The organism is Micromonospora sp. CA-248089 (assembly GCF_050948515.1).
Lineage (GTDB): Bacteria > Actinomycetota > Actinomycetes > Mycobacteriales > Micromonosporaceae > Micromonospora.
Window position 1 is genome coordinate 4,577,442 of the sequence record NZ_CP192016.1, and the last position, 24,963, is coordinate 4,602,404.

Here is a 24,963-nt window from a genome sequence, read left to right on the forward strand (position 1 = left end):
TTACTCCGGACTTCCGGCCGCCCTCCGGCCACGCGATCCTCGCGCCACGACACGGACCCGGGAGGTCCCACCATGCCCGCCGACCGCTGAGCACCGGCACAACCCGGCCGCCACCGCCGCACGACCGCGCGAGCGGCCACCAGTCTCGTACCGACAACGGGGAGTTCTCCCACATGATCCGCTCATCAGGGCGCGGCTCGCGCCGTCTCACCTTCCTCGTGCTGGCCGCCGGCACCGGATTCTTCGCGATGCTCCAGTCGCTGATCACGCCGGTGCTGCCCACCATCCAGCACGACCTGCACACCTCGCCCAACACGGTGACCTGGGTGCTCACCGCGTACCTGCTCTCCGCGTCCGTCTTCACGCCGATCATCGGCCGCGTCGGCGACATGGTCGGCAAGGAGAAGACGCTCGTCTTCTCGCTCGCCGCGCTCGCGCTGGGCTGCCTGCTGGCGGCCCTCGCCCCCAGCATCGGCGTACTGATCGCCGCCCGCGTGGTGCAGGGCATCGGCGGCGCCGTCTTCCCGCTCTCGTTCGGCATCATCCGCGACGAGTTCCCGGCCGCCCGGGTCAGCTCGGCGGTGGCCTCGATCTCCGCGGTCGTGGCAGTCGGCGGCGGGCTGGGCGTGGTGCTGGCCGGGCCGATCGTGGCCACGCTGGGCTACCGGTGGCTGTTCTGGATCCCGCTGGTGGTGGTCGGCCTGACCGCGCTCGCCGCGCACCGGTTCGTCCCGCGCTCGCCGGTACGCACCCCGGGCCGGATCAACTGGCTCAGCGCCGTACTCCTGTCCGGCTGGCTGGTGGCGCTGCTGCTGCCGGTCAGCAAGGGCGCCGCGTGGGGCTGGGGCTCCGGCCGGGTGGTCGGGCTGCTGGCGCTGGCCGCGGTGCTCGCGGCCGCCTGGCTGGCGACCGAGGCCCGCGCCGCGAACCCGCTGATCGACCTGCGGATGATGCGCCTGCCCGCGGTCTGGACCACGAACCTCGTCGGGTTGCTCTACGGTGCCTCGATGTTCGCCGTCTACGCGTTCCTGCCGCAGTTCGCGCAGATCCCGACCAGCGCCGGCTACGGCTTCGGCGCCAGCGTCACCCAGGCCGGGCTGCTGATGCTGCCGATGCTCGTCGGCATGTTCGTGGCCGGCCTGCTGGCCGGACGACTGCAGTCCCGGTTCAGCGCCAAGGCGCAGCTGAGCACCGGCGCGGTGTTCAACGTGGCGGCCGCCGCCATGCTGACCGTCGCGCACGACACCCGCTGGCAGGTCGGGATCGCCGGTGGCCTCGTGGGCCTCGGCATCGGGCTGGCGTTCGCCTCGATGGCCAACCTGATCGTGGCGAACGTGCCGGCCGGGCAGACCGGCGCGGCGACCGGCATGAACGCCAACATCCGTACCATCGGCGGCGCGATCGGCGCGGCGCTCGCCAGCGCCGTGATCACCGCGAATCCGCAGCCGAGCGGGCTGCCCCGGGAGGCCGGTTTCACGGCGGGCTTCCTGCTGCTCACCGGCATCTCGGTGGCCGCGGCACTGGCCGCGCTCGCCGTACCCTCCGGCCGCCGTCGCCGGCCGCGGCGGCGGATCGGGCCGGCGGTGCCGGACCTGGCGCCGGCGGTGGAGCTGGTCCCGGCCCGCTGACCCCAAGGGGTACGCAGACGGAAGCCCCGCCCGGCGCCTGTGCCGGGCGGGGCTTCGCCGTGCCGGTCAGCCGATCGCGGCGGTCAGCGCGGCCAGGTAGCCGTAGCGGTAGCCGCTGGCGTTCGGGTGGTACGCCTCGATGACGCCGCTGACGTCCCGGATCCACGGGTCGGCGGCGCACACGCCGTGCCCGGCGAAGAACGGCCGCGCGTCGACGAAGGTGCCCCCGGCGGCGGCGGCCCGGCCGGAGATGACGCCGTTGAGCGTGTCGGCGGCCTGGTTGAGGATGGTGCGCTTGTAGCTGCTCATGGCGAGCAGGCCGCAGGAGCCGGTCTCGAACAGCCGCGGGTAGCCGAGCACCACCAGCCGGGCGTTCGGGGCCCGGTTGCGGATCGCGGTGTACGTGGCGTCGAGGCGGGCCGGCAGCGTCGCGGTGGCGAACGCCTTGGACTCGTTCACCGCGCTCTCGCAACTGGACGTGCTGCCGAATCGGCAACTGGTCATCACGTCGGCGAAGCCGGCGTCGTTGCCGCCGATGGTGATGGTGACGAGTGTGGTGCTGCTGCTGAGCTGGGCGACCTGGTTGTTGAGCACGTCGGCGGTGACCGCGCCGCCGCAGGCCGGGAACTTGAAGCTGGTGACCGAGTGGGCGGCGGCCCAGAGCGGGGCGTACGACTTCTGGCTGCGCAGGCAGGTGGACAGGTCGTACGGGCCGGCGCCCACTCCGGAGGAGTAGGAGTCACCGAGGGCGACGTAGTTGACGGTGGCCGCCCGGGCGGCGCCGGGCAGGAGCACGGCGCCGAGGACGGCCGCCAGGACGGCGGCGAGCGCGGTACGGACGCGACGGGACATGACAGAGCCTCCACGGGGCAGGGTGGTGGAGCCCGTTGACCGCGCGCGTGGCCGAGGGATCGGTGCTGTTACTGGTCGGTAATGCTATCGAAACATTTGCCGAAATTGAATAGTCGAGATCGGTCCGACGGGACAGATTGGTTCACATGTGTCGATTAGCTTGGCGGTGACGACACCCGACGGAGGGAGTCCACCGTGCGACGCGCACTCACGGCGGCGATCGCCGCCCTCACCCTCACCGCGACCGGCACCGCAGTGACCGGTGCGCCCGCCCAGGCCGCCCCCACCGGATGGGGCCGGCCGCAACCCGCGGCGGCGACCCCGACGCCGGGCAGCCCCGGGCTGGGCGACAGCTACTTCCCCGACTACGGCAACGGCGGCTACGACGTCGGCCACTACGACATCCGGCTGCGCTACGACCCGGCCGGCGACCGGCTCACCGGCACCACCACGATCCTGGCCACCGCCACCAAGGACCTGTCCCGGTTCGACCTGGACTTCGTCCTCGACGTCGCGTCGGTGCGGGTGAACGGATGGGTCGCCGGGTTCACCCGGGCCGGCGACCACGAGCTGGTGATCACCCCGGCCCGGCCGCTGACGAAGGGCCAGCAGCTCACCGTCGTGGTGACGTACGCGGGCGTGCCGTCGCAGACCACCGTCCAGGGCTACACCGCCTGGACGCGTACCGCCGACGGGGCGCTCGCCGTCAACGAGCCAGAGTCCGCCTGGTGGTGGTACCCGAGCAACGACCACCCGAAGGACAAGGCCACCTGGGACATCTCGGTGTCGGTGCCGACCGGCGTCGAGGTGATCAGCAACGGCGTGCAGCCGCGCGACCCGCTGCCCGAGGCCGGCAACCGCACCCGGTGGAGCTGGCGCAGCGTCAAGCCCGGTGCCACGTACCAGGCGTTCCTGGCCATCGGGCAGTACGACATCGTCACCGACGTCGCGCCGAACGGCCAGCCGGTGGTGAACGCGTACAGCACCACGCTCGGCGAGCGCCTGCCCGCCGCGCGGGCCAGCATCGAACGCACCGCCGAGATCGTCGACTGGGAGAGCGGGCTGTTCGGCCCGTACCCGTTCGAGGCGCAGGGCGGCGTGGCCGGGCCGGTCGACGGCATCGGCTTCGCGCTGGAGACGCAGACCCGCCCGGTGTACGGCCCCGGCTTCTGGCGGCGCGGCGCCAACCCGTACGTCGTGGTGCACGAGAACGCCCACCAGTGGTTCGGCGACTCGGTGGCGGTGGCGGACTGGCGGCACATCTGGCTCAACGAGGGCTTCGCCTCGTACGCCGAGTGGCTCTGGTCGGAGGAGCAGGGCGAGGGCACCGCGCAGGAGCTGTTCGACTTCACGTACGACAGCTACCCGGCCGACTCCGAGTTCTGGCAGGTGCTCCCCGGCGACCCGGGCGCCGGGCGGATCTTCGACGACGCCGTCTACGACCGGGGCGCGATGGCGCTGCACCAGATCCGGCTCGCCGTCGGCGACGCGGCGTTCTTCCGCATCCTGCGGACCTGGACCGCCAAGCGGCAGTACGGCAACGGCACCGTCGCGCAGTTCCAGGCGCTCGCCGAGCGGATCTCCGGACGGGACCTCGACGCGGTGTTCACCACCTGGCTGTTCACTCCGGGGCGGCCCGACGTGGCCGCCGCCGCGCGGACGACCGCCGCACCGGCACCGCCCGCCTCGTCGGCGAAGATCCGCGCGGCGCACGACCTGCTCGGCCGCTGACGGTGCCGGCCGGGCCGGTCCGCTGCGGCGGCCCGGCCCGGTTCGTCCGGGGAGGAGACCGGTGATACGCAACGTCCACGAACGACACCTGCCGGTGCCGGCTTCGGCGGCCGGGGCGCTGATCGACTCGCTGGCCGGGCCGGAGGACCGCCTCTGGCCGCTGCGGCGCTGGCCGGCCATGCGCCTGGACCAGCCGTTGGGCATCGGCGCCACCGGCGGCCACGGGCCGGTCCGCTACACCGTGCAGGACTACCGGCCCGGCGCGTACGTCCGCTTCCGGTTCGTCGCCCCGGCCGGCTTCCGCGGCCACCACGAGTTCGAGGTGCTGCCCGGGACCGGCGACGGGTGTCTGCTGCGCCACCGGCTGGTGATGACCGCACACGGGTCCGCGCGGGTGAGCTGGCCGCTGTTCTTCCGTCCGCTGCACGACGCGCTGGTGGAGGACAGCCTCGACACCGCTGTGGTCAGCCTCGGCCTGGCCCGGCCCGCGCCGAGGCGATGGCCGGCGCGGGTACGCGTCCTGCGCGGGCTGGCCCGGACGGTGAGCCGCGGCCGGCGCGCGGACCGGTGAAGGTGTTAAGAAGGGCCCCCTCCTCTACCTGAGGCGTTAAGAGGGGGCCCTTCCTTTCATCTGGCGGCGAGCGGCTGGCGGGCCGGGTCGACCGGAGCGGGCAGCTCGCCCACCCCGCCCAGGTACGCGTGGATCGCCGCCGCGGCGGCGCGTCCCTCGGCGATCGCCCACACGATCAGCGAAGCGCCCCGGTGCATGTCACCGGCGACGAAGACGCCGTCGGCGGCCTGCCAGTCTCCGCGGGCGTCGACAGCGCCCCGGCCGTTGCGGGCCACCCCGAACTGGGCCAGCAGCGGCTGCTCCTCGGTGCCCTCGAAGCCGATGGCGAGCAGCACCAGGTCGGCCGGGATCTCCCGTTCCGAGCCGGGCAGCGGCGTGACGATCCGGCGACCGTCCACCTTCTCCACTGTCACCTCGGCGATCCGGACCGCGCGGACCTGGCCGGTGCCGTCGTCCACGAACTCCTGCACGGCGACGGCGAAGACCCGCGCGCCGCCCTCCTCGTGCGCCGGGTAGTTGCGCAGCACCCACGGCCAGGTCGGCCACGGGTCCCGCTCCGCGTCCCGCTCGGACGGCGGCTGCGGGTAGAGGTCGAGCTGGTGCACGCCGGCCGCGCCCTGCCGGTGCGCCACACCGAGGCAGTCCGCGGCGGTGTCGCCACCGCCGATGATCACCACGTGCTTGCCGGCGGCGTCGATCGGCGTACCGTCGGGCAGCGTCGCCAGGGCGGGCTTCCCGTCCCCGGCGGCGGCCACCACCCGGTTCGCGGCGACCAGGTGCGCCATCGCCTGGTGCACGCCGCGCAGCGGCCGGCCCGGCGTCTCCGGGGTGTCCCGGCCCTGCAACGCGCCGCAGGCCAGCAGCACCGCGTCGTGCTCGGCGCGCAGCTGCTCGGCGGTCACGTCGACGCCGACCTCGACGCCGGTACGGAAGCGCACACCCTCGGCGGTGAGCTGCGCCAGCCGCTTGTCGATGTGCTGCTTCTCCAGCTTGAAGTCGGGGATGCCGTAGCGGAGCAGGCCGCCGATCGCGTCGTCGCGCTCGTACACGGTGACCGTGTGACCGGCGCGGGCGAGCTGCTGCGCGGCGGCCAGCCCGGCCGGACCGGACCCGACCACCGCGACCGACCGGCCGGTCGGGGCAGCGGCGGGCCGGGGCCGCAGGCCGTCGCGGGCCACCGCCGCGTCGGCGATCTCCACCTCGACCTGCTTGATGGTGACCGGCTGCTGGCCGCCCAGGCCGAGCACGCAGGCCGCCTCGCACGGCGCCGGGCAGAGCCGGCCGGTGAACTCGGGGAAGTTGTTGGTGGCGTGCAGCGACTCCACCGCGGCGTCCCAGTTGCCGGTGCGGACCAGGTCGTTCCAGTCCGGGATGCGGTTGCCCAGCGGGCACCCGTCGTGGCAGAACGGGATGCCGCAGTCCATGCAGCGGGTGGCCTGCTCGCGGATCAGCTCCTCGCCGGCCGGCGGGTAGACCTCGCGCCAGTCGGAGATGCGCACCGGCACCGGACGGCGGGCCGGCAGCCGCCGGTCGTAGCGCAGGAAACCGTTCGGGTCAGGCACGAGCCACCTCCTGGGCGACCGCCCGCGGCGCGGGCGGTACCGGTGCGGGAGAGAGGGCACTCATCACCGCGTCGTCGACGTCTCGGCCGGCGGCTTCGGCGGCCCGCATGATCTCCATGACCCGGCGGTAGTCCCGGGGCACCACTGCGGTGAACTCCTCCACCGCCTGCGGCCAGCGCTTGAGCAGGTCCTCGGCGACCGCCGAGTCCGTCTCGGCGAAGTGCCGCTGGACCAGCTCGTGCAGCCGGTCGCGTTCCTCGTCGCGCAGCGGCGCCAGGTCGACCAGTTCGGCGTTGACGAGCCGCTGGTCGAGCCGGTGCACGAACGCGGTGCCACCGGACATGCCGGCGGCGAAGTTGCGCCCGGTCGGCCCGAGCACCACGACGGTGCCGCCGGTCATGTACTCGCAGCCGTGGTCGCCGAGGCCCTCGACCACCGCGACGGCGCCGGAGTTGCGGACCGCGAACCGCTCCCCCACCCGGCCGCGCAGGTATACCTCGCCGCCGGTGGCGCCGTACAGGATGGTGTTGCCGGCGATGATCTGGTCCTCGGCGCGGCGGCCCGGCGCGGCGTCCACGCCGACGAACGGCGCGCCGGCGTCCGGCCGGACCACGATCCGCCCGCCGGACAGGCCCTTGCCGACGTAGTCGTTGGCGTCGCCGTACAGGCGCAGCGTGACCCCGCGCGGCAGGAACGCGCCGAACGACTGGCCGGCGGTGCCGCGCAGCCGGAACTCGATCGTGTCGTCGGGCAGGCCCGCGCCGCCGAAGCGGCGGGTCACCTCGCCGCCGAGCATCGCGCCGACGCTGCGGTGCTCGTTGCGGACCTCGACCTCGACCCGCACCGGGGTGCCGTCGCGCAGCGCCGGCCCGGCCAGCTCGATGAGCCGGTTGTCCAGCGCCACGTCGAGGCCGTGGTCCTGGGCGCGTACGCCCCGGCGGGCCGCACCCTCGGGCAGCTCCGGCAGGTGCAGCACGCGGCTCAGGTCGAGCCCGTGGCCCTTCCAGTGGTCGATCGCACCGGCCACGTCGAGCAGCTCGGTGTGGCCGATCGCCTCGTCGATGCTGCGGAAGCCCAGCTCGGCCAGGTAGCCGCGGACCTCCTCGGCGAGGAAGAGGAAGAAGTTCTCCACGAACTCCGGCTTGCCGGTGAAGCGCTCGCGCAGCACCGGGTTCTGGGTGGCGATGCCGACCGGACAGGTGTCCAGGTGGCACACCCGCATCATCACGCAGCCCTCGACGATCAGCGGCGCCGTGGCGAAGCCGAACTCCTCGGCGCCGAGCAGCGCCGCGATCAGCACGTCCCGGCCGGTCTTGAGCTGGCCGTCGACCTGCACCGTCACCCGGTCGCGCAGCTTGTTGAGCAGCAGCGTCTGCTGCGCCTCGGCCAGGCCCAGCTCCCACGGGGTGCCGGCGTGCTTGAGCGAGTTCAGCGGGGACGCGCCGGTGCCGCCGTCGTGCCCGGAGATCAGGATGACGTCGGCCTTGAGCTTGGCCACGCCCGCCGCGACGGTGCCCACGCCCACCTCGCTGACCAGCTTGACGTGCACCCGGGCGGCCGGGTTGACGCACTTCAGGTCGTGGACGAGCTGGGCGAGGTCCTCGATGGAGTAGATGTCGTGGTGCGGCGGCGGGGAGATCAGGCCGACGCCCGGGGTGGCGTGCCGGGTCCGGGCGATCCACGGCCAGACCTTGTTGCCGGGTAGCTGCCCGCCCTCGCCGGGCTTCGCGCCCTGCGCCATCTTGATCTGCAGATCGTCGGCGTTGACGAGGTATTCGCTTGTCACGCCGAACCGGCCGCTGGCGATCTGCTTGACCGCGGAGCGGCGCGCCGGGTCGTGCAGCCGCTCGACGTCCTCGCCGCCCTCGCCGGTGTTGGACTTGCCGCCGAGCCGGTTCATCGCGATGGCGAGCGTCTCGTGCGCCTCCGCCGAGATCGACCCGTACGACATGGCGCCGGTGGCGAAGCGTTTGACGATCTCGCTCGCCGGCTCGACCTCGTCCAGCGGCACCGCCGGGCGTACGCCGGTGCGCAGCGTGAACAGCCCGCGCAGCGAGCCCGCCTGCGCGGCCAGTTCGTCGACCTTGGCGGTGTACTGCCGGAACACGTCGTACTGGCGGCTGCGGGTGGCGTGCTGGAGCAGGAAGACCGTCTCCGGGTTGAACAGGTGCAGCTCGCCCTCGCGGCGCCACTGGTACTCGCCGCCGACCTCCAGCCGGTCGGTGGCCTGCGCGCCCGGCGCCGGCCAGGCCCGCGCGTGCCGGGCCGCCACCTCGGCGTGGATCTCGTTCAGCCCGATGCCGCCGATGGTGCTCGGCGTGCCCCGGAAGTACCGCTGGACCAGGCGGGTGTCCAGGCCGACGGCCTCGAAGACCTGCGCGCCGCAGTACGAGGACACGGTCGAGATGCCCATCTTGGACATGATCTTCAGGACGCCCTTGCCGAGCGCCTTGACGTAGTTGCGGACGGCCTTCACCCGGTCGACGCCGGCCAGTACGCCGGTGGAGATCATGTCCTCCACCGACTCAAAGGCGAGGTACGGGTTGACCGCCGCCGCGCCGTACCCGATCAGCACGGCCGCGTGGTGCACCTCGCGGCAGTCGCCGGACTCGACGATCAGCGCCACCTGGGTACGGGTCTGCTCGCGGACCAGGTGCTGGTGCACCGCGGCGGTGAGCAGCAGCGACGGGATCGGGGCCAGGTCGGCGTTGGAGTCCCGGTCGGAGAGCACCAGGATGCGGACGCCGTCCTCGATCGCCTCGGAGACGTGCCGGCAGATCTCGGTCAGCCGGGCCTTGATGCCGGCGCCGCCGTCGCGCAGGCGGTAGAGCCCGGAGACCCGCACCGCCTTGAAGCCGGGCAGGTCGCCGTCCTCGTCGATGGACAGGATCTTGGCCAGCTCGTCGTTGTCGATCACCGGGTACGGCAGCACGATCTGCCGGCAGCTCGCCGGGCCCGGGTCGAGCAGGTTGCCCTCCGGCCCGATGGTGGACGCCAGGCTGGTCACCAGTTCCTCCCGGATGGCGTCCAGCGGCGGGTTGGTGACCTGGGCGAACAGCTGATGGAAGTAGTCGTAGAGCAGCCGCGGCCGGGTGGACAGCGGGGCGATCGGGGTGTCCGTGCCCATCGAGCCGATCGGCTCCGCGCCGCTGCGGGCCATCGGGCCGAGCAGGATCTTCAGCTCCTCCTCGGTGTAGCCGAACGTCTGCTGGCGGCGGCGTACCGAGTCGTGGGTGTAGACGGTGTGCTCGCGCGGCGGCAGGTCGTCCAGCTCGATCAGGCCGGCGTGCAGCCACTCCTGGTACGGCTGCTCGGCGGCCAGTTCGGTCTTGATCTCGTCGTCGGAGACGATCCGGCCGTTGACGGTGTCGACCAGGAACATCTTGCCCGGCTGGAGCCGGCCCTTGGCGACCACGGTGGCCGGGTCGAGGTCGAGCACGCCCGCCTCGCTGCCGAGCACCACCAGGCCGTCGGCGGTGTGCCACCAGCGGCCCGGGCGCAGGCCGTTGCGGTCCAGCACCGCGCCGACGATCTCGCCGTCGGTGAACGCGACCGACGCCGGGCCGTCCCACGGCTCCATCAGGCTGGCGTGGAAGCGGTAGAACGCGCGCTTGTCGGCGCGCATGTCCGGGTCGTTCTCCCACGCCTCGGGGATCATCATCAGCACCGCGTGCGGCAGGCTCCGCCCGGCCAGGTGCAGCAGTTCCAGCACCTCGTCGAAGTTGGCCGAGTCGGACGCGGCGGGCGTGCAGACCGGGAAGACCCGGCGGATGTTGCCGGGGATGCTCGGGCTGCGCAGCAGCGCCTCGCGGGCCTGCATCCAGTTGCGGTTGCCGCGGATCGTGTTGATCTCGCCGTTGTGCGCGATGAACCGGTACGGGTGCGCCAGCGGCCAGGACGGGAACGTGTTCGTGGAGAACCGCGAGTGCACCAGGGCGATGGCGCTGACCACCCGCTCGTCGGTCAGCTCCGGGTAGAACGCCGGGAGCTGGTCCGGGGTGAGCATGCCCTTCCACACCATGGTGCGGCCGGACAGCGACGGGAAGTATGCCGGCACGCCCCGCTCGGCGGTCTCCCGCTCGACCTGCTTGCGCAGGCAGAACGCCACCCGGTCCAGGTCGAGCCCGGTCAGCGGGGAGCCGGCCGGGCCGTCCGGCGAGCCGGTCAGCCGGTGCGCGGCGACGAACAGCTGCCGGACCCGGGGCATCGCCGCGAGCGCGGTCTCCCCCAGATCGGACGGGTCGGTCGGCACCTCCCGCCAGCCGAGCACCTCGGCGCCCTCGACCAGCGCGTACTTGTCGACCACCTGGCGGGCACGGGCCTCGGCCGCGTCGTCGTCCGGCAGGAACACCAGGCCGGTGGCGTACTGGCCGGCCGGGGGCAGCGGGAAGTCGACGGTGGCGCGCAGGAACGCGTCCGGCACCTGGATCATGATGCCGGCGCCGTCCCCGGTGTTGTGCTCCGCGCCCCGGGCGCCCCGGTGGTCGAGCCGGCACAGCGCCCCGAGGCCGTTCGCGACGACCTGGTGCGAGCGCCGCCCGTGCAGGTCGGCCACGAAGGCCACGCCGCAGGCGTCGTGCTCGTACGCGGGGTCGTAGAGCCCGGTCGGTGGGGCCGGCTGCGGGCTGTGAGGGTACGGAAAGGCCACCGGGCCTCCTGTCGTCACTCAGGATGGATCATGATTGGGGACGACGTCGGCCCTCTGCGGTTTATTGAGTCTACGTTAGGGCTTCCGGCGCAAGACCAGTTCAGATTGATCACACTTCCAGATGCTGGGACGTGTAGTCTCGCGCGGTGGATCTCGCACGCGCTGACGTACTCGCCCGGTTGGAGCGGTTCTACGACGCGGTGCCCCGCGACGGGGCCCGGACCGAGGATTACGGCGCTCTGGTGCTGTTCGTCCGGGACGGGGACGGCTGGCCGTTCTACGCCCGGCCCCGGCACGACGCCACCGAGGCGCCCACGCTCGCCGACGTCACGGCGGTCCGCGCGCGGCAGCGGGAACTGGGCCTGCCGGAGGCGTTCGAGTGGGTGCACGAGCACCAGCCCGACCTGTTGGCGGTGGCCCGCTCGGCGGGGCTCAGCGTGCTGGAGGCACCGCTGATGCTGCTGGAGCCGGAGCGGCTGCCCGAGCCGGGGACCTTCAGCGACGTACCGGTGCGGGTGCTGGACCCCGGCGACCCCGGCTTCGCGGCGGACATCGCGCTGCGGCGGGCCGTCGCGGCGGTCGGCTTCGCCAACGGCGGCACGGCGCGCGGCGAGGCCGGACCGGCCGAGCGGGACGCCGCCCTCGCCCAGCTGGACGTGGCCGCGCTGGAGGAGGAGGCGGCCCGGGTCGCCGACGGGCGGCGCATCTCGGTGCTCGCCGAGACGCCCGACGAGGGCGCGCTCGCCAGCGGGATGGCGATGCGGGTCGACGACGTGGCGGAGATCGCCGGCGTGGCCACGCTGCCGTCCGCCCGGCAGCGCGGGCTGGGCGCCGCGGTGACCGCCACCCTGGCCCGGGAACTGCGCGCCGCCGGCACCGGCCTGATCTTCCTGAGCGCGGGCAGCGAGGACATCGCCCGCGTCTACCTGCGGGTCGGGTTCCGCCGGATCGGCACCGCCTGCATCGCCGAGCCCGCAGCCGTCATCTGAGCACCGGCGCGGGCCGCCCGCCCGCGTGGGGACCGCGCGCCCCCGAGGGCCGCGTCAGGACGGTCAGGACGGCGGCTGCCAGGCGGCGGCCGCCGCGGCGGCGGTGTTGCGCAGTCGCGGGCTGATCGTGCCCAGGGCGGCGTCCCGGGCCCGGAGCGCCAGCCGGCCCCGAGCCTGCAGGACCGCCGACATCCGCCGGGTCTGCCGGACCATCGTGGCCGCCCGGGGGCGGCGCAACCTGTCGTACGCGGTCACCGCGTCGGGCAGCCGCGACTCCCGCAGCAGCCCGGCCAGCGTCGCCGCGTCCTCGAACGCCAGGCAGGCGCCCTGCCCGAGGTGCGGCGGCATGGCGTGCGCGGCGTCGCCGAGCAGCACCACGCCGCCCGGGCCGGCCGGGAAGCCGTACGCCTTCGGCAGCGGACGCAGCTCACGGATCTCCTGCTGGACGACGTCCTCCGGGTCGGTCGCCTCCAGCAGCGTGGCGATCGGGGCGGGCCAGCCCGCGAACCAGCGCTTGAGCAGCGCGAGCTGGATCTCCGGCGGCTCCGGGCGGGGCGCGCCCGCGGCGGTGGCTACCCAGTAGACGCCGCCCCGGCGGGAGGCGCCCGCGGTGCCCCGCTCGCCGAGCGAGGCGGCCAGGAAGCGGTATCCGGCGCCGAGCGTCTCGCCGTGCACCGGCTGGTCGTCCGGCAGCTGCGGGGCGCGGTACCAGGGGATGACCGCGCGCCAGGCGGCACAGCCGGAGCTGACCACGGCGGTCTCCGGGGCGAGGTGCCGCCGGATCTCGCTGTCGGTGCCGTCGGCGGCCACCACCAGGTCCGCCTCGTAGGTGTGCCGGCCGTCGCCCACCGCCGGACGCTCGCCCGACGCCGCGCGTACCGTCCGCACCGTCACGCCGGTCCGCAGTTCGACCCGGTCACCCAGGCCCGCGATGAGCGCGTCGTGCAGATCCTCCCGGTGCACCACCACCGGCATCCGTTCGGCCGGCGTGGACCGGGCCTGCACCAGCCAGTGGCCGTCCGGCCGGCGGACGCCGCCGTCGGGCAGCGGGGTGGCGATCGCGTCCAGCCCGTCGCCCAGCCCGAGGGCACGCAGCGCGCGGACCCCGTTGGGCCAGAGCACCACGGCGGTCGGCTCCGGGCGGACCCGGTCGGCGCGTTCCAGCAGCGTGACCTGCCAGCCCGACCGGGCCAGCACACCGGCCGCCGCCATTCCGCCGAGGCCGGCGCCGACCACCACCGCGCTGCGCATGACTCCCCCGCTCAGCTGTCCCGGTCCGCCGGGCGCCCGCCGCCGTCAGCCCGGCCGGCGTTCGTCCGCTCGGCGTCCGCCCGTTCCGGGTCCGTGCCGTCGCCGTCCGCCCGGTCGGCGTCCGCGCTGTCGTCGCCGTCGGTCGCGGTGTCGGCGGCGGAGTCGGCCGGTGCCGGTTCGTCGTCGGCCGGCGGCTCCACCGGGGGCAGCACGCCGGTCTTCCGGTACGCCTCGAACTGGTCCTCGGTCACCACCCGGTAGCCCTCGGGCGCGACCGGTCGTACGTCGGCGTCCCGGGCGGAGAGGTCGACCTGGGACACGTCGCCCGCGGGGCCGGCAGCGGGGGCCGGCTCGCCCACCGGCACCAGGTATTCGCGGGGACCGCGGACCCGGATGAAGTAGGCCAGCGCGCCGAGGAAGACCAGCGCGGCGGTCCAGACGTTGAGGCGTACGCCGAGGATCAGGTTCGCCTCGTCGGTGCGCATCAGCTCGATCCAGAACCGGCCCGCCGTGTAACCCATCACGTAGAGCGCGAACGCCCGGCCGCGCCCGAGCCGCAGCTTGCGGTCGAGGTAGAGCACCAGCGCGGCGACGCCGATGTTCCAGAGCGCCTCGTAGAGGAACGCCGGGTGGTAGAGCCCCGGCTGGAGCACCGGGTTGCCGGCGTCGTCGCGCAGCGCGTGCCCCGGGTTGTCCGGGTCCATCACGTGCACCTCGAGGCCCCAGGGCAGCGTGGTGCGCCCGCCGTACAGCTCGTTGTTGAACCAGTTGCCCAGGCGGCCGACCGCCTGCGCCAGGGGCAGGCCCGGCGCCAGCGCGTCGGCGATCACCGTGAACGGGATGCCGAGCTGCCGGGCGGCGAGCCACGCGCCGACCGCGCCACCGGCCACCGCGCCCCAGATGCCGAGGCCGCCCTCCCAGATGTAGAGCGCCTTGATCGGTTCGCCGCCGGCGCCGAAGTATTTCTCCGGCGAGGTGATCACGTGGTAGATCCGCGCGCCGATGATGCCCGCCGGCACCGCCCAGACGGCGATGTCGAGCACCGCGCCCGGCGCGACACCGCGGCGGCGCAGCCGGTACTCGGTGACCACGCAGGCCACCACGATGCCGAGGATGATGCAGAGCGCGTACGCCCGGATCGGAACCGGACCGAACTGCCAGACGGCGGTGCTGGGGCTGGGCATGGCCGCCAGTGGGGTCATCGGGGCGAGGGTCACGGGTGCACACGGTACCGGTGCGGACTGTGTGCGCGGCACCCCGGGCCGCCTGCCGCGCGGGTCGGATGACATCTGGTTTGCACGGTCGTAGGCTCTTTGTCCATGAGCCCGCTCACCTGGGCGGTCGCCGCTGTCGTCACCGACGCATCCGGCCGGCTGCTGCTCTGCCGCCGGTCCGAGGGGGCCCGGCGCTGGGGCCTGCCGGGCGGCCGGTTGCGTCACGACGAGAGCCCGGCGGACGCCGTCGTCCGGGCGGTCCGCGCGGAGACCGGCTGGGCGGTGGAGCCGGCTGACCTGGTGGGCCTCTACCGGGTCACCGATCCGCAGGCGCCCGCCCCACCGGCCGGGCGGTGCGGCTCGCGGCCGGACGTGCTGGTGCACGTGTTCCGCGCCGCGCCGGCCGACGCCGGACCGGCGGGCGAACCGGCGACCGGGTGCCTGCCTCGGTGGTGGCCGCCGCAAGAGTTGCCCGACGTGCTGACCCCCACGACGCGCGCGGCGGTCGCGGACGCACTCGCCGGGCGCTCCGGCGTGCTGCGGCACACGACCACCGCCGACGCGCTCACGCCACCCGGCGACGGGCCGCCCGCCCCGCCCGGCCAGCGCGCATCCGAGCAGGCCGACAGCAGTAGCCGCTGACCACCCTCCCACTCACGCGGGACACCTTGAAGATCTTGGTACGTTTCGGCCCCTATGAGGGCCGTTTCGTACCAAGATCTCGGGCGGCCGGGTCGCGCTCGCGCTTGATCGACACCAGTTCGGCGAGGTGGCGGTGTCCCGGCGTCCTGGACCACGCCAGCTCGGCGAAATGGAGTCGATCAAGCAGGTAGCGACGGAGCGGAACCCGGGCGTCAGCGAGCGGGGTTGCGGACTCCGTCGGCCAGTTCGGCGCTGAGCTTGCGCAGGGCGGTCAGGCCGGTGGTCTGGTCCGGGGCGTCCAGCACGCACCGGACCAGCGCGCTGCCCACGATCACCGCGTCGGCGTACCCGGCGACGGTGGCGGCCTGCGCGCCGGTGCCCACGCCCAGCCCGACGCCGACCGGGATGTCGGTGACCTCCCGCAGCCGGGAGACCAGCACCGGGGCCGCCTCGGAGGTCTGCGCCCGCGCGCCGGTGACCCCCATGATCGCGGTGGCGTAGACGAACCCGCGGCAGTGCTCGGCGGTCATCCGCAGCCGCGCGTCGGTCGAGGACGGCGAGACCAGGAACGTCCGGTCCAGGCCGTGCGCGTCCGAGGCGGCCAGCCACTCGGCGGCCTCGTCGGGGATCAGGTCCGGCGTGACCAGGCCGGTGCCGCCGGCGGCGGCCATGTCGCGGGCGAACGCGTCCACGCCGTACTGCTCGATCGGGTTCCAGTAGGTCATGGTGACCACGCTCGCCCCGGTCGCGGCGACCGCCTCGACGGCGCGCAGCGTGTCCGCGACGCGGACGCCCCCGGCGAGCGCGATGTCACTCGCCTTCTGGATCACCGGGCCGTCCATCACCGGGTCGGAGTACGGGATCTCCACCTCGATGACGTCCACGCCCGCCTCGACCATGGCGGTCATGGCGGCGATGCTGCCCTCGACGGTCGGGAAGCCCGCCGGCATGCAGCCGACCAGCACCGCCCGCCCGTCCGCCCGCGCCTTGTCGAAGGCGACCCCGATGCGGCTCACGCTGTCACTCCTTGTCGAGGATGCCGAAGTACGCGCCGGCGGTGTGCACGTCCTTGTCGCCCCGCCCGGACAGGTTGACCACGATCACCGGCTCCCGGCCCAGCTCCTCGGCGAGCCGGGGGGCGATCGCGCGGGCGCCGGCGAGCGCGTGCGCGCTCTCGATCGCCGGGATGATCCCCTCGGTGCGGCAGAGCAGCTCGAACGCGGCCATCGCGTCGGCGTCGTCCACCGGCAGGTAGGTGGCCCGGCCGGTGTCGTGCAGCCAGGCGTGCTCCGGCCCGACGCCCGGGTAGTCCAGGCCGGCCGAGATCGAGTGCGACTCGATGGTCTGCCCGTCGGCGTCCTGGAGGACGTACGTGCGGGTGCCGTGCAGCACGCCGGACGAGCCGCCGGTGATGCTGGCGGCGTGCCGGCCGGTGTCGACGCCCTCGCCGCCGGCCTCGAAGCCGTAGAGCCGGACCCCGGTGTCCGGCACGAACGCGTGGAAGATGCCCAGCGCGTTGGAGCCGCCGCCGACGCAGGCCGCGACCGCATCCGGCAGCGCGCCGGTCAGGTCCAGGCACTGCCGGCGGGCCTCCTCGCCGATGCCGCGCACGAAGTCCCGGACCATCTCCGGGAACGGGTGCGGCCCGGCGGCGGTGCCGATCAGGTAGTGCGTGTCCTCGACGTTGGCGACCCAGTCCCGCATCGCCTCGTTCATCGCGTCCTTGAGCGTGCGCGAACCGGCGGTCACCGGGACGACGGTGGCGCCGAGCATCCGCATCCGCGCCACGTTCAGCGCCTGCCGCTCGGTGTCCACCTGGCCCATGTAGACGACGCACTCGAGGTCGAACAGCGCGGCGGCGGTGGCGGTGGCGACGCCGTGCTGGCCGGCGCCGGTCTCCGCGATGACCCGCCGCTTGCCCATCCGCTTGGTGAGCAGCGCCTGGCCCAGCACGTTGCGGACCTTGTGCGCGCCGGTGTGGTTGAGGTCCTCGCGCTTGAGCAGGACCCGCGCGCCGATCTGCGCGGAGAACCGACGGGCCTCGTAGAGCAGCGAGGGGGTGCCCGCGTAGTCGCGCAGCAGCGCGTCGAACTCGGCGAGGAAGTCCTCGTCGCCCATCGCCTTCCGGTACGCCGCGTCCAGCTCGTCCAGCGCGGCGACGAGCGCCTCGGGGACGAACCGGCCGCCGAACCGGCCGAAGTGACCGGCGGCGTCGGGAACCGGGCCGGTTGCGGGTGCGGCGCTCATCGCGGGCGTCCTCTCGGATCGGGTGCCCGGCGGCTCAGCGCACCGGGCGGGGCGTGGCCGGGTGGTTACCGGCGTTGACCAGCTCGGCGACCGCTTCGCGCGGGCTCTTCTGGGTGACCAGGCCCTCGCCCACCAGCACGGCGTCTGCGCCGGCGGAGGCGTACCGGATCAGGTCGTGCGGACCACGCACCCCGGACTCGGCGATCTTGACGACGCTGCTCGGCAGGCCGGGCGCGATCCGCTCGAACACCGAGCGGTCAACCTCCAGGGTACGCAGATCGCGGGCGTTCACGCCGATCACCTGCGCACCGGCCTCCAGGGCGCGGTCCGCCTCCTCCTCGGTGTGCACCTCGACCAGCGCGGTCATGCCCAGCGACTCGATCCGCTCCAGCAGCCCGACCAGCACGTTCTGCTCCAGCGCGGCGACGATCAGCAGCACCAGGTCGGCGCCGTGCGCGCGGGCCTCGTGCACCTGGTAGCTGGAGACGACGAAGTCCTTGCGCAGGACCGGCACGTTCACCGCGGCCCGCACCGCGGCCAGGTCGTCGAGCGACCCGCCGAACCAGCGGCCCTCGGTGAGCACGCTGATCGCCCGCGCGCCACCTGCCGCGTAGTCGCCGGCCAGGTCCGCCGGGTCGGCGATCTCGGCCAGCCGCCCCTTGGACGGCGACGAGCGCTTCACCTCGGCGATCACCGCGACGCCGGGGCGGCGCAGGGCCGCGTACGCGTCGAGCGGCGGCGGCGCGGCGGCGGCCAGTTCCCGGATCCGCTCCAGCGGAATCTGCTCCTGGCGCCGGGCCACGTCCTCGCGCACGCCGGCCAGGATCTCGTCGAGCACCCCTGCGGACGGCGCCGCTCCGGCGTCGTCCCCCTCCGCGTGCGCATGCTCAGCAGTCACCAACGGACTCCCCTCTCCGGGCGTCATGGGCCGATGCTAGGGGGCGCCACCTGGCGACGAGTGCCCGGGGGTATGGCGCACCTCACGACATGGGCTGTGGCATGATGGCCGACTTCCGGTGAACGCCATGTCACGCAGCGCCACCGCTGGCATCGACCGTCACCCATCCCTATCTCACCACGATCGTTCCGGGGCCGCAGGGCCGGTTCCACGTGGCGGGCTGTGACCAAGCTCAAGGACCTCCGGCCCTGCCCAGGTGGCGCCCGGTACGACAGCGTTGACCTGTGCTTCACGGCGGCGAAACGTCCACCCGGAAGCATCGTCGTCGGGCACACTCGACGCCGGCGGCTGCCGACCGTCGCCAACGATCTCGTATGGGGTGACCATGAGCGCCAACGGGCCGACCCAGACCATCGGCTTGACCACCATCTCCCGTACCGTCGCCTCCCTCGCCGTCGGCGTGGTGCACACGCTGGAGCGCGCGACGGCCGGCGACGGCCGGATGCGGACCGCACGGGGCAACGCCTGGGAGGCGGTCTGCGCCGACCGGGCCCGCGCCGCCCACCGCCGCGAGCTGGAGCGGCTGGTGGCCGAGCTGACCGCCGCGCGGGCCGCGGCCCGGCAGCGGCGCGACGCCCGCGAGGCGCAGCCGGTCAGCTGACCGTCGGGTCCTCGCCCCGGTCCAGCGCGTCCCACGCGTCCCGGGTGCCACGCTCGACCGCCGGACGGCCGGGCTCGTCCGCCGGGGCGGATCGCCGCTCGTACCGGGCGCCCATCGCCGGCCAGCCGTCGCCGCGCAGCGCGGTGAACACTCCACCGGCCGCCAGGGCCAGGCCGCCGGCGAGCACCAGCACCGGCCACTGCCGGCTGACCCCCGCCTCGGTCAGGCCGATCCCGCCGCCGGCCGCCACGGCCACGCCGACGGCGGCCAGCAGCAGACCCAGCAGACGGCGCAGCCGGCCCCGGGTGGCGAGCACCGCGCCACCGCCGGCGAGTCCCACGTAGGTCAGCGCCAGCACCCAGGGCAGCAGGTCCGTACCGGTGCGCTCGGCCCGCCCGGACGGCAGCGACCCCCGGGCGGTCGTCTCCACCGCCCAGGTCCGGGTGACCGCCCAGCAGGCCAGGCCCGCGCCGGCCAGGCAGAGCAGCACCGCGTACGCGAGTTCGCGCCGGCCGCGGGCCGGCGGCGCGGTGGTACCGGGCGCGCTCACCGGGCCGCCCGCAGCGTCTCGGCGGCCGCGATGGCGGCGAGCACGGCGGCGGCCTTGCTGCGCGTCTCCCGGTCCTCGGCGTCGGGGTCGGAATCGGCCACGATCCCGGCGCCGGCCTGCACGTAGGCGCGGCCGTCGCGGATCAGCGCCGTGCGGATCGCGATGGCCATGTCGAGGTCGCCGCCGAACGCGAAGTAGCCGACGGTGCCGCCGTAGACGCCGCGCCGCACCGGCTCCAGCTCCTCGATGATCTCCATGGCGCGCACCTTCGGCGCGCCGCTGAGCGTCCCGGCCGGGAACGTCGCGGCGAGCGCGTCGAACGCGGTGCGGTCCTCACGCAGTTCCCCGACGACTGTGGAGACGATGTGCATGACGTGGCTGTAGCGCTCGATGGTGGCGAACTCGGGCACCTCGACAGTGCCCGGCCGGCACACCCGGCCCAGGTCGTTGCGGCCCAGGTCGACGAGCATCACGTGCTCGGCGCGTTCCTTCGGGTCGGCGAGCAGCTCGGCGGCGAGCCGGGCGTCGCCGTCCGGGGAGCCGCCGCGCGGCCGGGTGCCGGCGATCGGGTGCAGCAACGCCCGCCGCCGCCCGTCCGGGCCGGCGCTGACCTTGAGGTGCGCCTCCGGCGACGAGCCGACGATGTCGAAGCCGTCGAAGCGCAGCAGGTACATGTACGGGCTGGGGTTCGTCGTGCGCAGCACCCGGTAGACGTCGAGCGGGTCGGCCTCGGTGGGACGCTCGAAGCGCTGGCTGAGCACGATCTGGAAGCACTCGCCGGCCCGGATCGCCTCCTTGGCCGTCTCCACGGCCTTCGGGTAGCCGCCCTCGGGGGTGCGGCTGACCACCTCGCCGACGCCGGGCCGGTCCACTGTCGAGACCATGGGCGGAATCGGCCGGGACAGCGCGGTGGTCATCGCGTCGAGCCGGCCCACGGCGTGGTGGTACGCGGCGTCGACCCGCTCTGCCCGGCCGGGGTCGTCCAGCGGCGGCAGCACGGCGTTGGCGACCAGGATCGCTGAGCCCTCGTAGTGGTCGAGGACCACCAGGTCGGTCGCGAGCATCATGCCCAGCTCGGGCACGTCCAGCTCGTCCTCGGTCAGCTCGGGCAGGCGCTCGAAGCGGCGAACCAGGTCGTAGGCGAGGTAGCCGACCAGGCCGCCGGTCAGCGGCGGCATGTCACCGGCCGGATCCCAGCCGGGCCCGGCGAGCGCGGCGACCGTCTCGCGCAGCACGGTGACCGGGTCGCCGCCGGTGGGCACGCCGGCCGGCGGGGTGCCGGTCCAGCTCGCCGCGCCGTCGCGCTCGGTCAGCGTGGCGCTGCTGCGCACGCCGATGAACGAGTAGCGCGACCAGGCCGTGCCGGCCGAGCCGACGCCCTGTTCGGCGGACTCCAGCAGGAACGTGCCGGGGCCGCCGGCCAGCTTGCGGTAGACCCCGACCGGCGTCTCCGCGTCGGCGAGCAGCCGCCGGGTCACCGGCACGACCCGCCAGCGGGCGGCCAGGTCGGCGAAGGTGGACCGGTCCGGGCTGACGGTGCCGTCGGTCACGGGGTCACCTCCGGGGAGCTGACCGGCAGGTCGGTGAAGAAGCAGGTGCGCTGCCCGGTGTGGCAGGCCGCCCCGACCTGCTCGACGCTGACCAGCAGCGCGTCGCCGTCGCAGTCGAGCGCCACCGAGCGCACGTACTGGTGGTTGCCCGAGGTGGCGCCCTTGACCCAGTACTCGCCGCGGCTGCGCGACCAGTAGGTGGCCCGGCCGGTGGTGAGCGTGCGGTGCAGCGCCTCGTCGTCCATCCAGGCGACCATCAGCACCTCGCCCGAGTCGTGGGCGCGGACCACGGCGGCGACCAGGCCGTCCGGGGTGCGGCGGAGCTTCGCCGCGATGGCCGGGTCGAGCCGGGACGGCCGGGCCGGGCCGGGACTGGGGGCGCCGGTCAGCGGCGCGTCAGGGGCGGGCACGGTTGACCATTCTCCCGCACGCGGCCCGGGTACCGCCGACGTGTCCCGGGAGGCGGGCGTCACTGTCGCCAGCGCCCGGCCGAACTGACCGAGGTAGCGGTCCACCCGGCCGTCGACGAGCGCCTCGGCCAGGTCCGCGCCGTGGGTGGCGGCGATCTCGTCCGCGTACGGGCGGACCAGCGGGAGGATGCCGGTGACCAGCCGTCCGGCGGCGGCGCCGACAGCGGCCGGGTCACCGGCGCGCAGCCCGAGGCAGAGCAGCATGTCGTCGCGGTAGCCGGGCGGGGCGACCGGCAGGTCCAGCGCGGCGGACAGGGCGGCGCGGCGGGACACCACGCGCACCGACGGGTTCGCCGGCCGCAGCACCGAGGGGCAGAGCCGGGCCAGGTCGGCCGCCGCGAGCCGGACCCCGACCGGGTCGTCGGCCACCCGGGCGGCGGCGACCTTGCCCAGCGTCGCGAGCAGCTCCTCCAGGCGGGGCTCGTCGGCGGGCTGGCACAGCACGGGCAGGTCGATCCGGCGGCGCCACTCCGGCACCGCCCACAGCAGCCGGGCGGGCGCGGTGACCGGGAGGCCGAACGCCCAGTCGGCGGGCTGGCTCAGGCGGCGCACCCAGGAGCGGACGTCGCGGGCGGCCACGGAGACGTGCACGAGGCGACCGCCGTACTCGGTCAGGTACGCCCGGCGGGCCGCGTACGGCGTGCCGCGGCGGGACGTGGACCGCCGGTGCCCCGCGGCGGCGCGTCCCTCGTCGGCGGCCACCAGCACGTCCACGTCCACGTCGCTGTGCTCGGTGGCGGCCCGCCGGGCGTGGCTGCCGCGCAGCATGATCCCGACGACCGGCCGGTCGGCGGCCTGCCGCAGCCGGGCGGCCCAGTCGTCGAGGAACCCGGTGTCGGACAACGAAGCTGGGCCCACGACGCCATGCTGCCGAGACCCGATCTTCCGGTGCCGGACTCCCTGTCCGCCACCGGGGCGGTCAGCCCGACTCCTCCTCCGCCCGGCGGTATGCGTCGATCTTGTACTCGAGGACCTTCAGGTCCTCCTCCAGTTCGGCCATCCGGGCCAGCACCCGGGCCCGGTGCGCCTCGAACAGCGCCCGTCGCGCGCCGAGCGTGCTGTCCCCGTGCCGGGCCAGCTCCGCGTAGCGGCGCATGTCACGGACCGGCATGCCGGTCCGCCGCAGCCGGGTGAGCAGGAACAGCCAGTTGACGTCGGACTCGGTGTAGCGCCGGCGGCCCGACGAGTCCCGCCCGACGCGACCCACCAGGCCCTCCTGCTCGTACCAGCGCAGCGTGTAGGTGGTCAGGCCGACCCGTTCCGCCGCCTCACCCACGGTGAGGCTCATCTCCCGCGTGCTGATGTCCACGCCCTCCAGGCTTCCAGTTCGAGCCCACTCGAAGTCAAGTCCCTCGTTGCCGTGGCGGAGGAATTCACCTACCGTTGAGTTCAACGGGTGATGAATTGACGGAGGCGAGCATGGACGACGCGGTGTCGGTCCGCGAGCTGGTGGTCGACCGGGGCGGGCGGCGGGTGCTGCACGGCATCAGCTGCGGGGTGCCCCGGGGCACCGTGACCGGACTGCTCGGGCCCAGCGGCAGCGGCAAGACCACGCTGATGCGCGCGGTGGTCGGCGTGCAGACGGTCGGTGCCGGCACCGTCGACGTGCTCGGCCGCCCAGCGGGCTCGGCCGAGCTGCGCCGGCGGGTGGGTTATCTGACGCAGGCGCCGAGCGTCTACGCCGACCTGACGGTGCGGGAGAACGCCCGCTACTTCGCGGTGCTGCAGGGCCGGGGCCGCGCCGAGGCCGACCGCGCGGTGACCGACGTCGGCCTCGGCAAGGCGGCCGACCAGCTCGTCGGCACGCTCTCCGGCGGCCAGCGCAGCCGCGCCTCGCTCGCGTGCGCGCTGGTCGGCGAGCCGGAGCTGGTCGTGCTCGACGAACCCACAGTCGGCCAGGACCCGGTGCTGCGCGCCGACCTGTGGGCCCGGTTCCACGCCATGGCCGCGGCCGGCACCACGCTGCTGGTCTCCAGCCACGTGATGGACGAGGCCGCCCGCTGCGACCGGCTGCTGCTGATCCGCGAGGGCCGGCTGGTCGCCGACGACACCCCGGCCGCGGTCCGCGCCGCCACCGGGACCGACGACCTGGAGGAGGCGTTCCTGCGCCTGATCCGCGACGCCGAGGGGGAAGCGCGATGAACGGACCGATCCTGGCCGCCACCACCGGACGCATCCTGCGTCAGCTCCGCCACGACCGGCGGACCGTGGCGCTGCTCGTGCTGGTGCCGTCGGTGCTGCTCACGCTCGTCTACTTCATGTACGTCGACCAGCCCGCCCCGCCCGGCGCGCCGAGCACGTTCGACCGGGTGGCCCTGATCATGCTGGGCTTCTTCCCGTTCATCATCATGTTCCTCGTGACCAGCATCGCCATGCTCCGCGAGCGCACCACCGGCACGTTGGAGCGCCTGCTCACCACGCCGCTGGGCAAGCTCGACCTGCTGTTCGGGTACGGCATCGCGTTCGGCCTGGCCGGGGTGCTCCAGTCCACAGTCGCCTCGGTCGTCGCGTACCGGGTGTTCGGCCTGCAGACAGCGGGCAGCGCGTGGCTGGTCGTGCTGATCGCCGGGGTGAACGCGGTGCTGGCGGTGGCGCTCGGGCTGTTCTGCTCGGCGTTCGCCCGCACCGAGTTCCAGGCGGTCCAGTTCATGCCGGTGGTGGTGGCCCCGCAACTGCTGCTGTGCGGCCTGTTCGTGCCCCGCGACCAGATGGCCGGCTGGCTGCAGGCGGTCAGCGACGCGCTGCCGCTGTCGTACGCGGTCGAGGCGTTGCAGGAGGTCGGCGCGCACGCCGAGCCGACCGGGACGATGTGGCGGGACGTGGCGATCGTGGCCGGGGCGGCGGTGGCGGCGCTGGTGCTGGCCGCCGCGACGCTGCGCCGGCGCAGCGGGTGAGCGCGCGGCGCACCGGGCGGCGGCCCGGCAGCCCGGACACCCGCGAGGCCATCCTCGCCGCGGCGCGGGAGGCGTTCGCCGAGCGTGGCTACGACGCCGCGTCGATCCGGGCGATCGCCGCGGCGGCCGGCGTGGACCCGGCGCTCGTGCACCACTACTTCGGCGGCAAGGAGGATCTGTTCCGGGCCGCGACGGCGTTCCCGGCCGACCCGGGACGGCTGCTGCCGGCGGTGCTCGCCGGCGGCGCGGACGGGCTCGGCGAGCGGATGGTCCGGATGTTCCTGGAGGTCTGGGACTCCCCCACCGGCACCGCCGCGGTGGCGCTGCTGCGTTCGGCGGTGAGCAACGAGTGGACCGCCCGGCTGCTGCGCGAGTTCCTGGTCACGCAGGTGCTGCGCCGGGTGTTCGACCATCTCGGCGTCGACCCGGAGCAGCGCGCGCTGCGCGGCGGCCTGGTCGCCACCCAGCTCGCCGGGCTGGCCATGATGCGGTACGTGCTCCGCCTCGACGCGGTCGCGACCGCCGAGCCGGCGACGCTGGTGGCAGCCATCGGTCCCACGGTCCAGCGCTACCTCACCGGCGACGTCACCTGAGGCGTCCGCGCC

The 24,963-nt window shown here is 74.4% G+C and carries 21 protein-coding genes and 1 pseudogene; 9 read left to right on the forward strand and 13 right to left on the reverse strand.

All coding sequences use genetic code 11. The features are described 5' to 3' along the window. Positions 1–173 precede the first annotated feature (173 nt). On the forward strand, positions 174–1,628 hold the full coding sequence (locus ACQP26_RS21355) for an MFS transporter (RefSeq protein WP_281577214.1): 1,455 nt from the start codon (positions 174–176) through the stop codon (positions 1,626–1,628). 66 nt (positions 1,629–1,694) lie between these two features. Here the strand turns inward: ACQP26_RS21355 and ACQP26_RS21360 are convergent, their stop codons facing one another. Then, the gene (locus ACQP26_RS21360; RefSeq protein ID WP_269704946.1) at positions 1,695–2,480 is read right to left on the reverse strand and encodes an SGNH/GDSL hydrolase family protein; all 786 of its coding nucleotides are present in this window, start codon (positions 2,478–2,480) and stop codon (positions 1,695–1,697) included. A 195-nt stretch (positions 2,481–2,675) separates the two neighbouring features. On the opposite strand from ACQP26_RS21360, the gene ACQP26_RS21365 reads away from it, so the two are divergent. Both ACQP26_RS21365 and ACQP26_RS21370 read left to right on the forward strand, forming a co-directional pair. Then, a complete protein-coding gene (locus ACQP26_RS21365; protein WP_433493823.1) occupies positions 2,676–4,211 on the forward strand; it encodes a M1 family metallopeptidase in 1,536 nt (511 codons plus the stop codon). 61 nt (positions 4,212–4,272) lie between these two features. Continuing rightward, on the forward strand, positions 4,273–4,782 hold the full coding sequence (locus ACQP26_RS21370; protein WP_433493824.1) for a hypothetical protein: 510 nt from the start codon (positions 4,273–4,275) through the stop codon (positions 4,780–4,782). Between the two features lie 56 nt (positions 4,783–4,838). On the opposite strand, the gene ACQP26_RS21375 is transcribed toward ACQP26_RS21370, so the two are convergent. Both ACQP26_RS21375 and gltB read right to left on the reverse strand, forming a co-directional pair. Further along, positions 4,839–6,344, reverse strand: coding sequence for a glutamate synthase subunit beta (locus tag ACQP26_RS21375; RefSeq protein WP_269704943.1), 1,506 nt, complete (start codon positions 6,342–6,344; stop codon positions 4,839–4,841). Next, the gene (gene gltB / locus ACQP26_RS21380; RefSeq protein ID WP_433493825.1) at positions 6,337–10,992 is read right to left on the reverse strand and encodes a glutamate synthase large subunit; all 4,656 of its coding nucleotides are present in this window, start codon (positions 10,990–10,992) and stop codon (positions 6,337–6,339) included. Before gltB ends, ACQP26_RS21375 begins: the two co-directional genes overlap by 8 nt. A gap of 146 nt (positions 10,993–11,138) precedes the next feature. Here gltB and ACQP26_RS21385 point away from each other — a divergent pair, with 146 nt between their 5' ends. Beyond that, entirely contained in the window at positions 11,139–11,981 is an 843-nt protein-coding gene (locus ACQP26_RS21385; protein ID WP_433493826.1) for a GNAT family N-acetyltransferase, read from the forward strand. A gap of 63 nt (positions 11,982–12,044) precedes the next feature. On the opposite strand, the gene ACQP26_RS21390 is transcribed toward ACQP26_RS21385, so the two are convergent. Both ACQP26_RS21390 and lgt read right to left on the reverse strand, forming a co-directional pair. Further along, positions 12,045–13,232: an FAD-dependent oxidoreductase gene (locus tag ACQP26_RS21390; protein ID WP_433493827.1), complete on the reverse strand. Its 1,188-nt coding sequence runs from the start codon at positions 13,230–13,232 to the stop codon at positions 12,045–12,047. Positions 13,233–13,243: 11 nt separating this feature from the next. Then, on the reverse strand, positions 13,244–14,449 hold the full coding sequence (lgt, locus tag ACQP26_RS21395) for a prolipoprotein diacylglyceryl transferase (RefSeq protein WP_433493828.1): 1,206 nt from the start codon (positions 14,447–14,449) through the stop codon (positions 13,244–13,246). 102 nt (positions 14,450–14,551) lie between these two features. On the opposite strand from lgt, the gene ACQP26_RS21400 reads away from it, so the two are divergent. Beyond that, on the forward strand, positions 14,552–15,088 hold the full coding sequence (locus tag ACQP26_RS21400) for an NUDIX hydrolase (protein WP_433493829.1): 537 nt from the start codon (positions 14,552–14,554) through the stop codon (positions 15,086–15,088). A 212-nt stretch (positions 15,089–15,300) separates the two neighbouring features. On the opposite strand, the gene trpA is transcribed toward ACQP26_RS21400, so the two are convergent. The 3 genes from trpA to trpC are packed head-to-tail and all read right to left on the reverse strand — an operon-like array spanning position 15,301 to position 18,173. Next, positions 15,301–16,104: a tryptophan synthase subunit alpha gene (gene trpA / locus ACQP26_RS21405; RefSeq protein WP_433493830.1), complete on the reverse strand. Its 804-nt coding sequence runs from the start codon at positions 16,102–16,104 to the stop codon at positions 15,301–15,303. A 4-nt stretch (positions 16,105–16,108) separates the two neighbouring features. Further along, positions 16,109–17,335: a tryptophan synthase subunit beta gene (gene trpB / locus ACQP26_RS21410; protein ID WP_269704936.1), complete on the reverse strand. Its 1,227-nt coding sequence runs from the start codon at positions 17,333–17,335 to the stop codon at positions 16,109–16,111. A gap of 34 nt (positions 17,336–17,369) precedes the next feature. Further along, positions 17,370–18,173: an indole-3-glycerol phosphate synthase TrpC gene (gene trpC, locus ACQP26_RS21415; RefSeq protein ID WP_269707053.1), complete on the reverse strand. Its 804-nt coding sequence runs from the start codon at positions 18,171–18,173 to the stop codon at positions 17,370–17,372. A 445-nt stretch (positions 18,174–18,618) separates the two neighbouring features. On the opposite strand from trpC, the gene ACQP26_RS21420 reads away from it, so the two are divergent. Continuing rightward, positions 18,619–18,894: a hypothetical protein gene (locus ACQP26_RS21420; protein WP_269704935.1), complete on the forward strand. Its 276-nt coding sequence runs from the start codon at positions 18,619–18,621 to the stop codon at positions 18,892–18,894. On the opposite strand, the gene ACQP26_RS21425 is transcribed toward ACQP26_RS21420, so the two are convergent. The 5 genes and pseudogenes from ACQP26_RS21425 to ACQP26_RS21445 form a co-directional block, all read right to left on the reverse strand. Beyond that, on the reverse strand, positions 18,887–19,444 hold the full coding sequence (locus tag ACQP26_RS21425; protein ID WP_269704934.1) for a Trp biosynthesis-associated membrane protein: 558 nt from the start codon (positions 19,442–19,444) through the stop codon (positions 18,887–18,889). The genes ACQP26_RS21420 and ACQP26_RS21425 overlap by 8 nt on opposite strands. Next, on the reverse strand, positions 19,441–20,994 hold the full coding sequence (locus ACQP26_RS21430; RefSeq protein WP_269704933.1) for an anthranilate synthase component I: 1,554 nt from the start codon (positions 20,992–20,994) through the stop codon (positions 19,441–19,443). The genes ACQP26_RS21425 and ACQP26_RS21430 overlap by 4 nt, the downstream gene beginning before the upstream one ends. Beyond that, positions 20,991–21,404 carry a phosphoribosyl-AMP cyclohydrolase gene (gene hisI / locus ACQP26_RS21435; RefSeq protein WP_269707052.1) on the reverse strand — a complete coding sequence of 138 codons (414 nt, stop codon included), beginning with the start codon at positions 21,402–21,404 and terminating at the stop codon, positions 20,991–20,993. Before hisI ends, ACQP26_RS21430 begins: the two co-directional genes overlap by 4 nt. A gap of 228 nt (positions 21,405–21,632) precedes the next feature. Next, positions 21,633–22,232: pseudogene (locus ACQP26_RS21440) on the reverse strand (phosphoribosyl-AMP cyclohydrolase); the annotation flags it as partial. A 151-nt stretch (positions 22,233–22,383) separates the two neighbouring features. Continuing rightward, positions 22,384–22,773: a MerR family transcriptional regulator gene (locus ACQP26_RS21445; protein ID WP_051611426.1), complete on the reverse strand. Its 390-nt coding sequence runs from the start codon at positions 22,771–22,773 to the stop codon at positions 22,384–22,386. Positions 22,774–22,883: 110 nt separating this feature from the next. Between ACQP26_RS21445 and ACQP26_RS21450 the strand changes: the two genes are divergently transcribed. The 3 genes from ACQP26_RS21450 to ACQP26_RS21460 are packed head-to-tail and all read left to right on the forward strand — an operon-like array spanning position 22,884 to position 24,951. After that, complete coding sequence (locus tag ACQP26_RS21450; RefSeq protein WP_269704932.1) at positions 22,884–23,606, forward strand: ABC transporter ATP-binding protein; 723 nt, start codon at positions 22,884–22,886, stop codon at positions 23,604–23,606. Then, positions 23,603–24,358, forward strand: a complete 756-nt coding sequence (locus ACQP26_RS21455; protein ID WP_433493831.1) for an ABC transporter permease — start codon at positions 23,603–23,605, stop codon at positions 24,356–24,358. Before ACQP26_RS21450 ends, ACQP26_RS21455 begins: the two co-directional genes overlap by 4 nt. Next, complete coding sequence (locus ACQP26_RS21460; RefSeq protein ID WP_269704930.1) at positions 24,355–24,951, forward strand: TetR family transcriptional regulator; 597 nt, start codon at positions 24,355–24,357, stop codon at positions 24,949–24,951. The genes ACQP26_RS21455 and ACQP26_RS21460 overlap by 4 nt, the downstream gene beginning before the upstream one ends. Positions 24,952–24,963 lie beyond the last annotated feature (12 nt).

Coding starts and splice junctions, on each gene's coding strand:
- trpB (WP_269704936.1), bottom strand. CDS start 17,335: ATGAGCGCCGCACCCGCAACCGGCCCGGTTCCCGACGCCGCCGGTCAC.
- ACQP26_RS21420 (WP_269704935.1), top strand. CDS start 18,619: ATGAGCGCCAACGGGCCGACCCAGACCATCGGCTTGACCACCATCTCC.
- ACQP26_RS21455 (WP_433493831.1), top strand. CDS start 23,603: ATGAACGGACCGATCCTGGCCGCCACCACCGGACGCATCCTGCGTCAG.
- ACQP26_RS21450 (WP_269704932.1), top strand. CDS start 22,884: ATGGACGACGCGGTGTCGGTCCGCGAGCTGGTGGTCGACCGGGGCGGG.
- ACQP26_RS21355 (WP_281577214.1), top strand. CDS start 174: ATGATCCGCTCATCAGGGCGCGGCTCGCGCCGTCTCACCTTCCTCGTG.
- ACQP26_RS21360 (WP_269704946.1), bottom strand. CDS start 2,480: ATGTCCCGTCGCGTCCGTACCGCGCTCGCCGCCGTCCTGGCGGCCGTC.
- ACQP26_RS21390 (WP_433493827.1), bottom strand. CDS start 13,232: ATGCGCAGCGCGGTGGTGGTCGGCGCCGGCCTCGGCGGAATGGCGGCG.
- ACQP26_RS21400 (WP_433493829.1), top strand. CDS start 14,552: ATGAGCCCGCTCACCTGGGCGGTCGCCGCTGTCGTCACCGACGCATCC.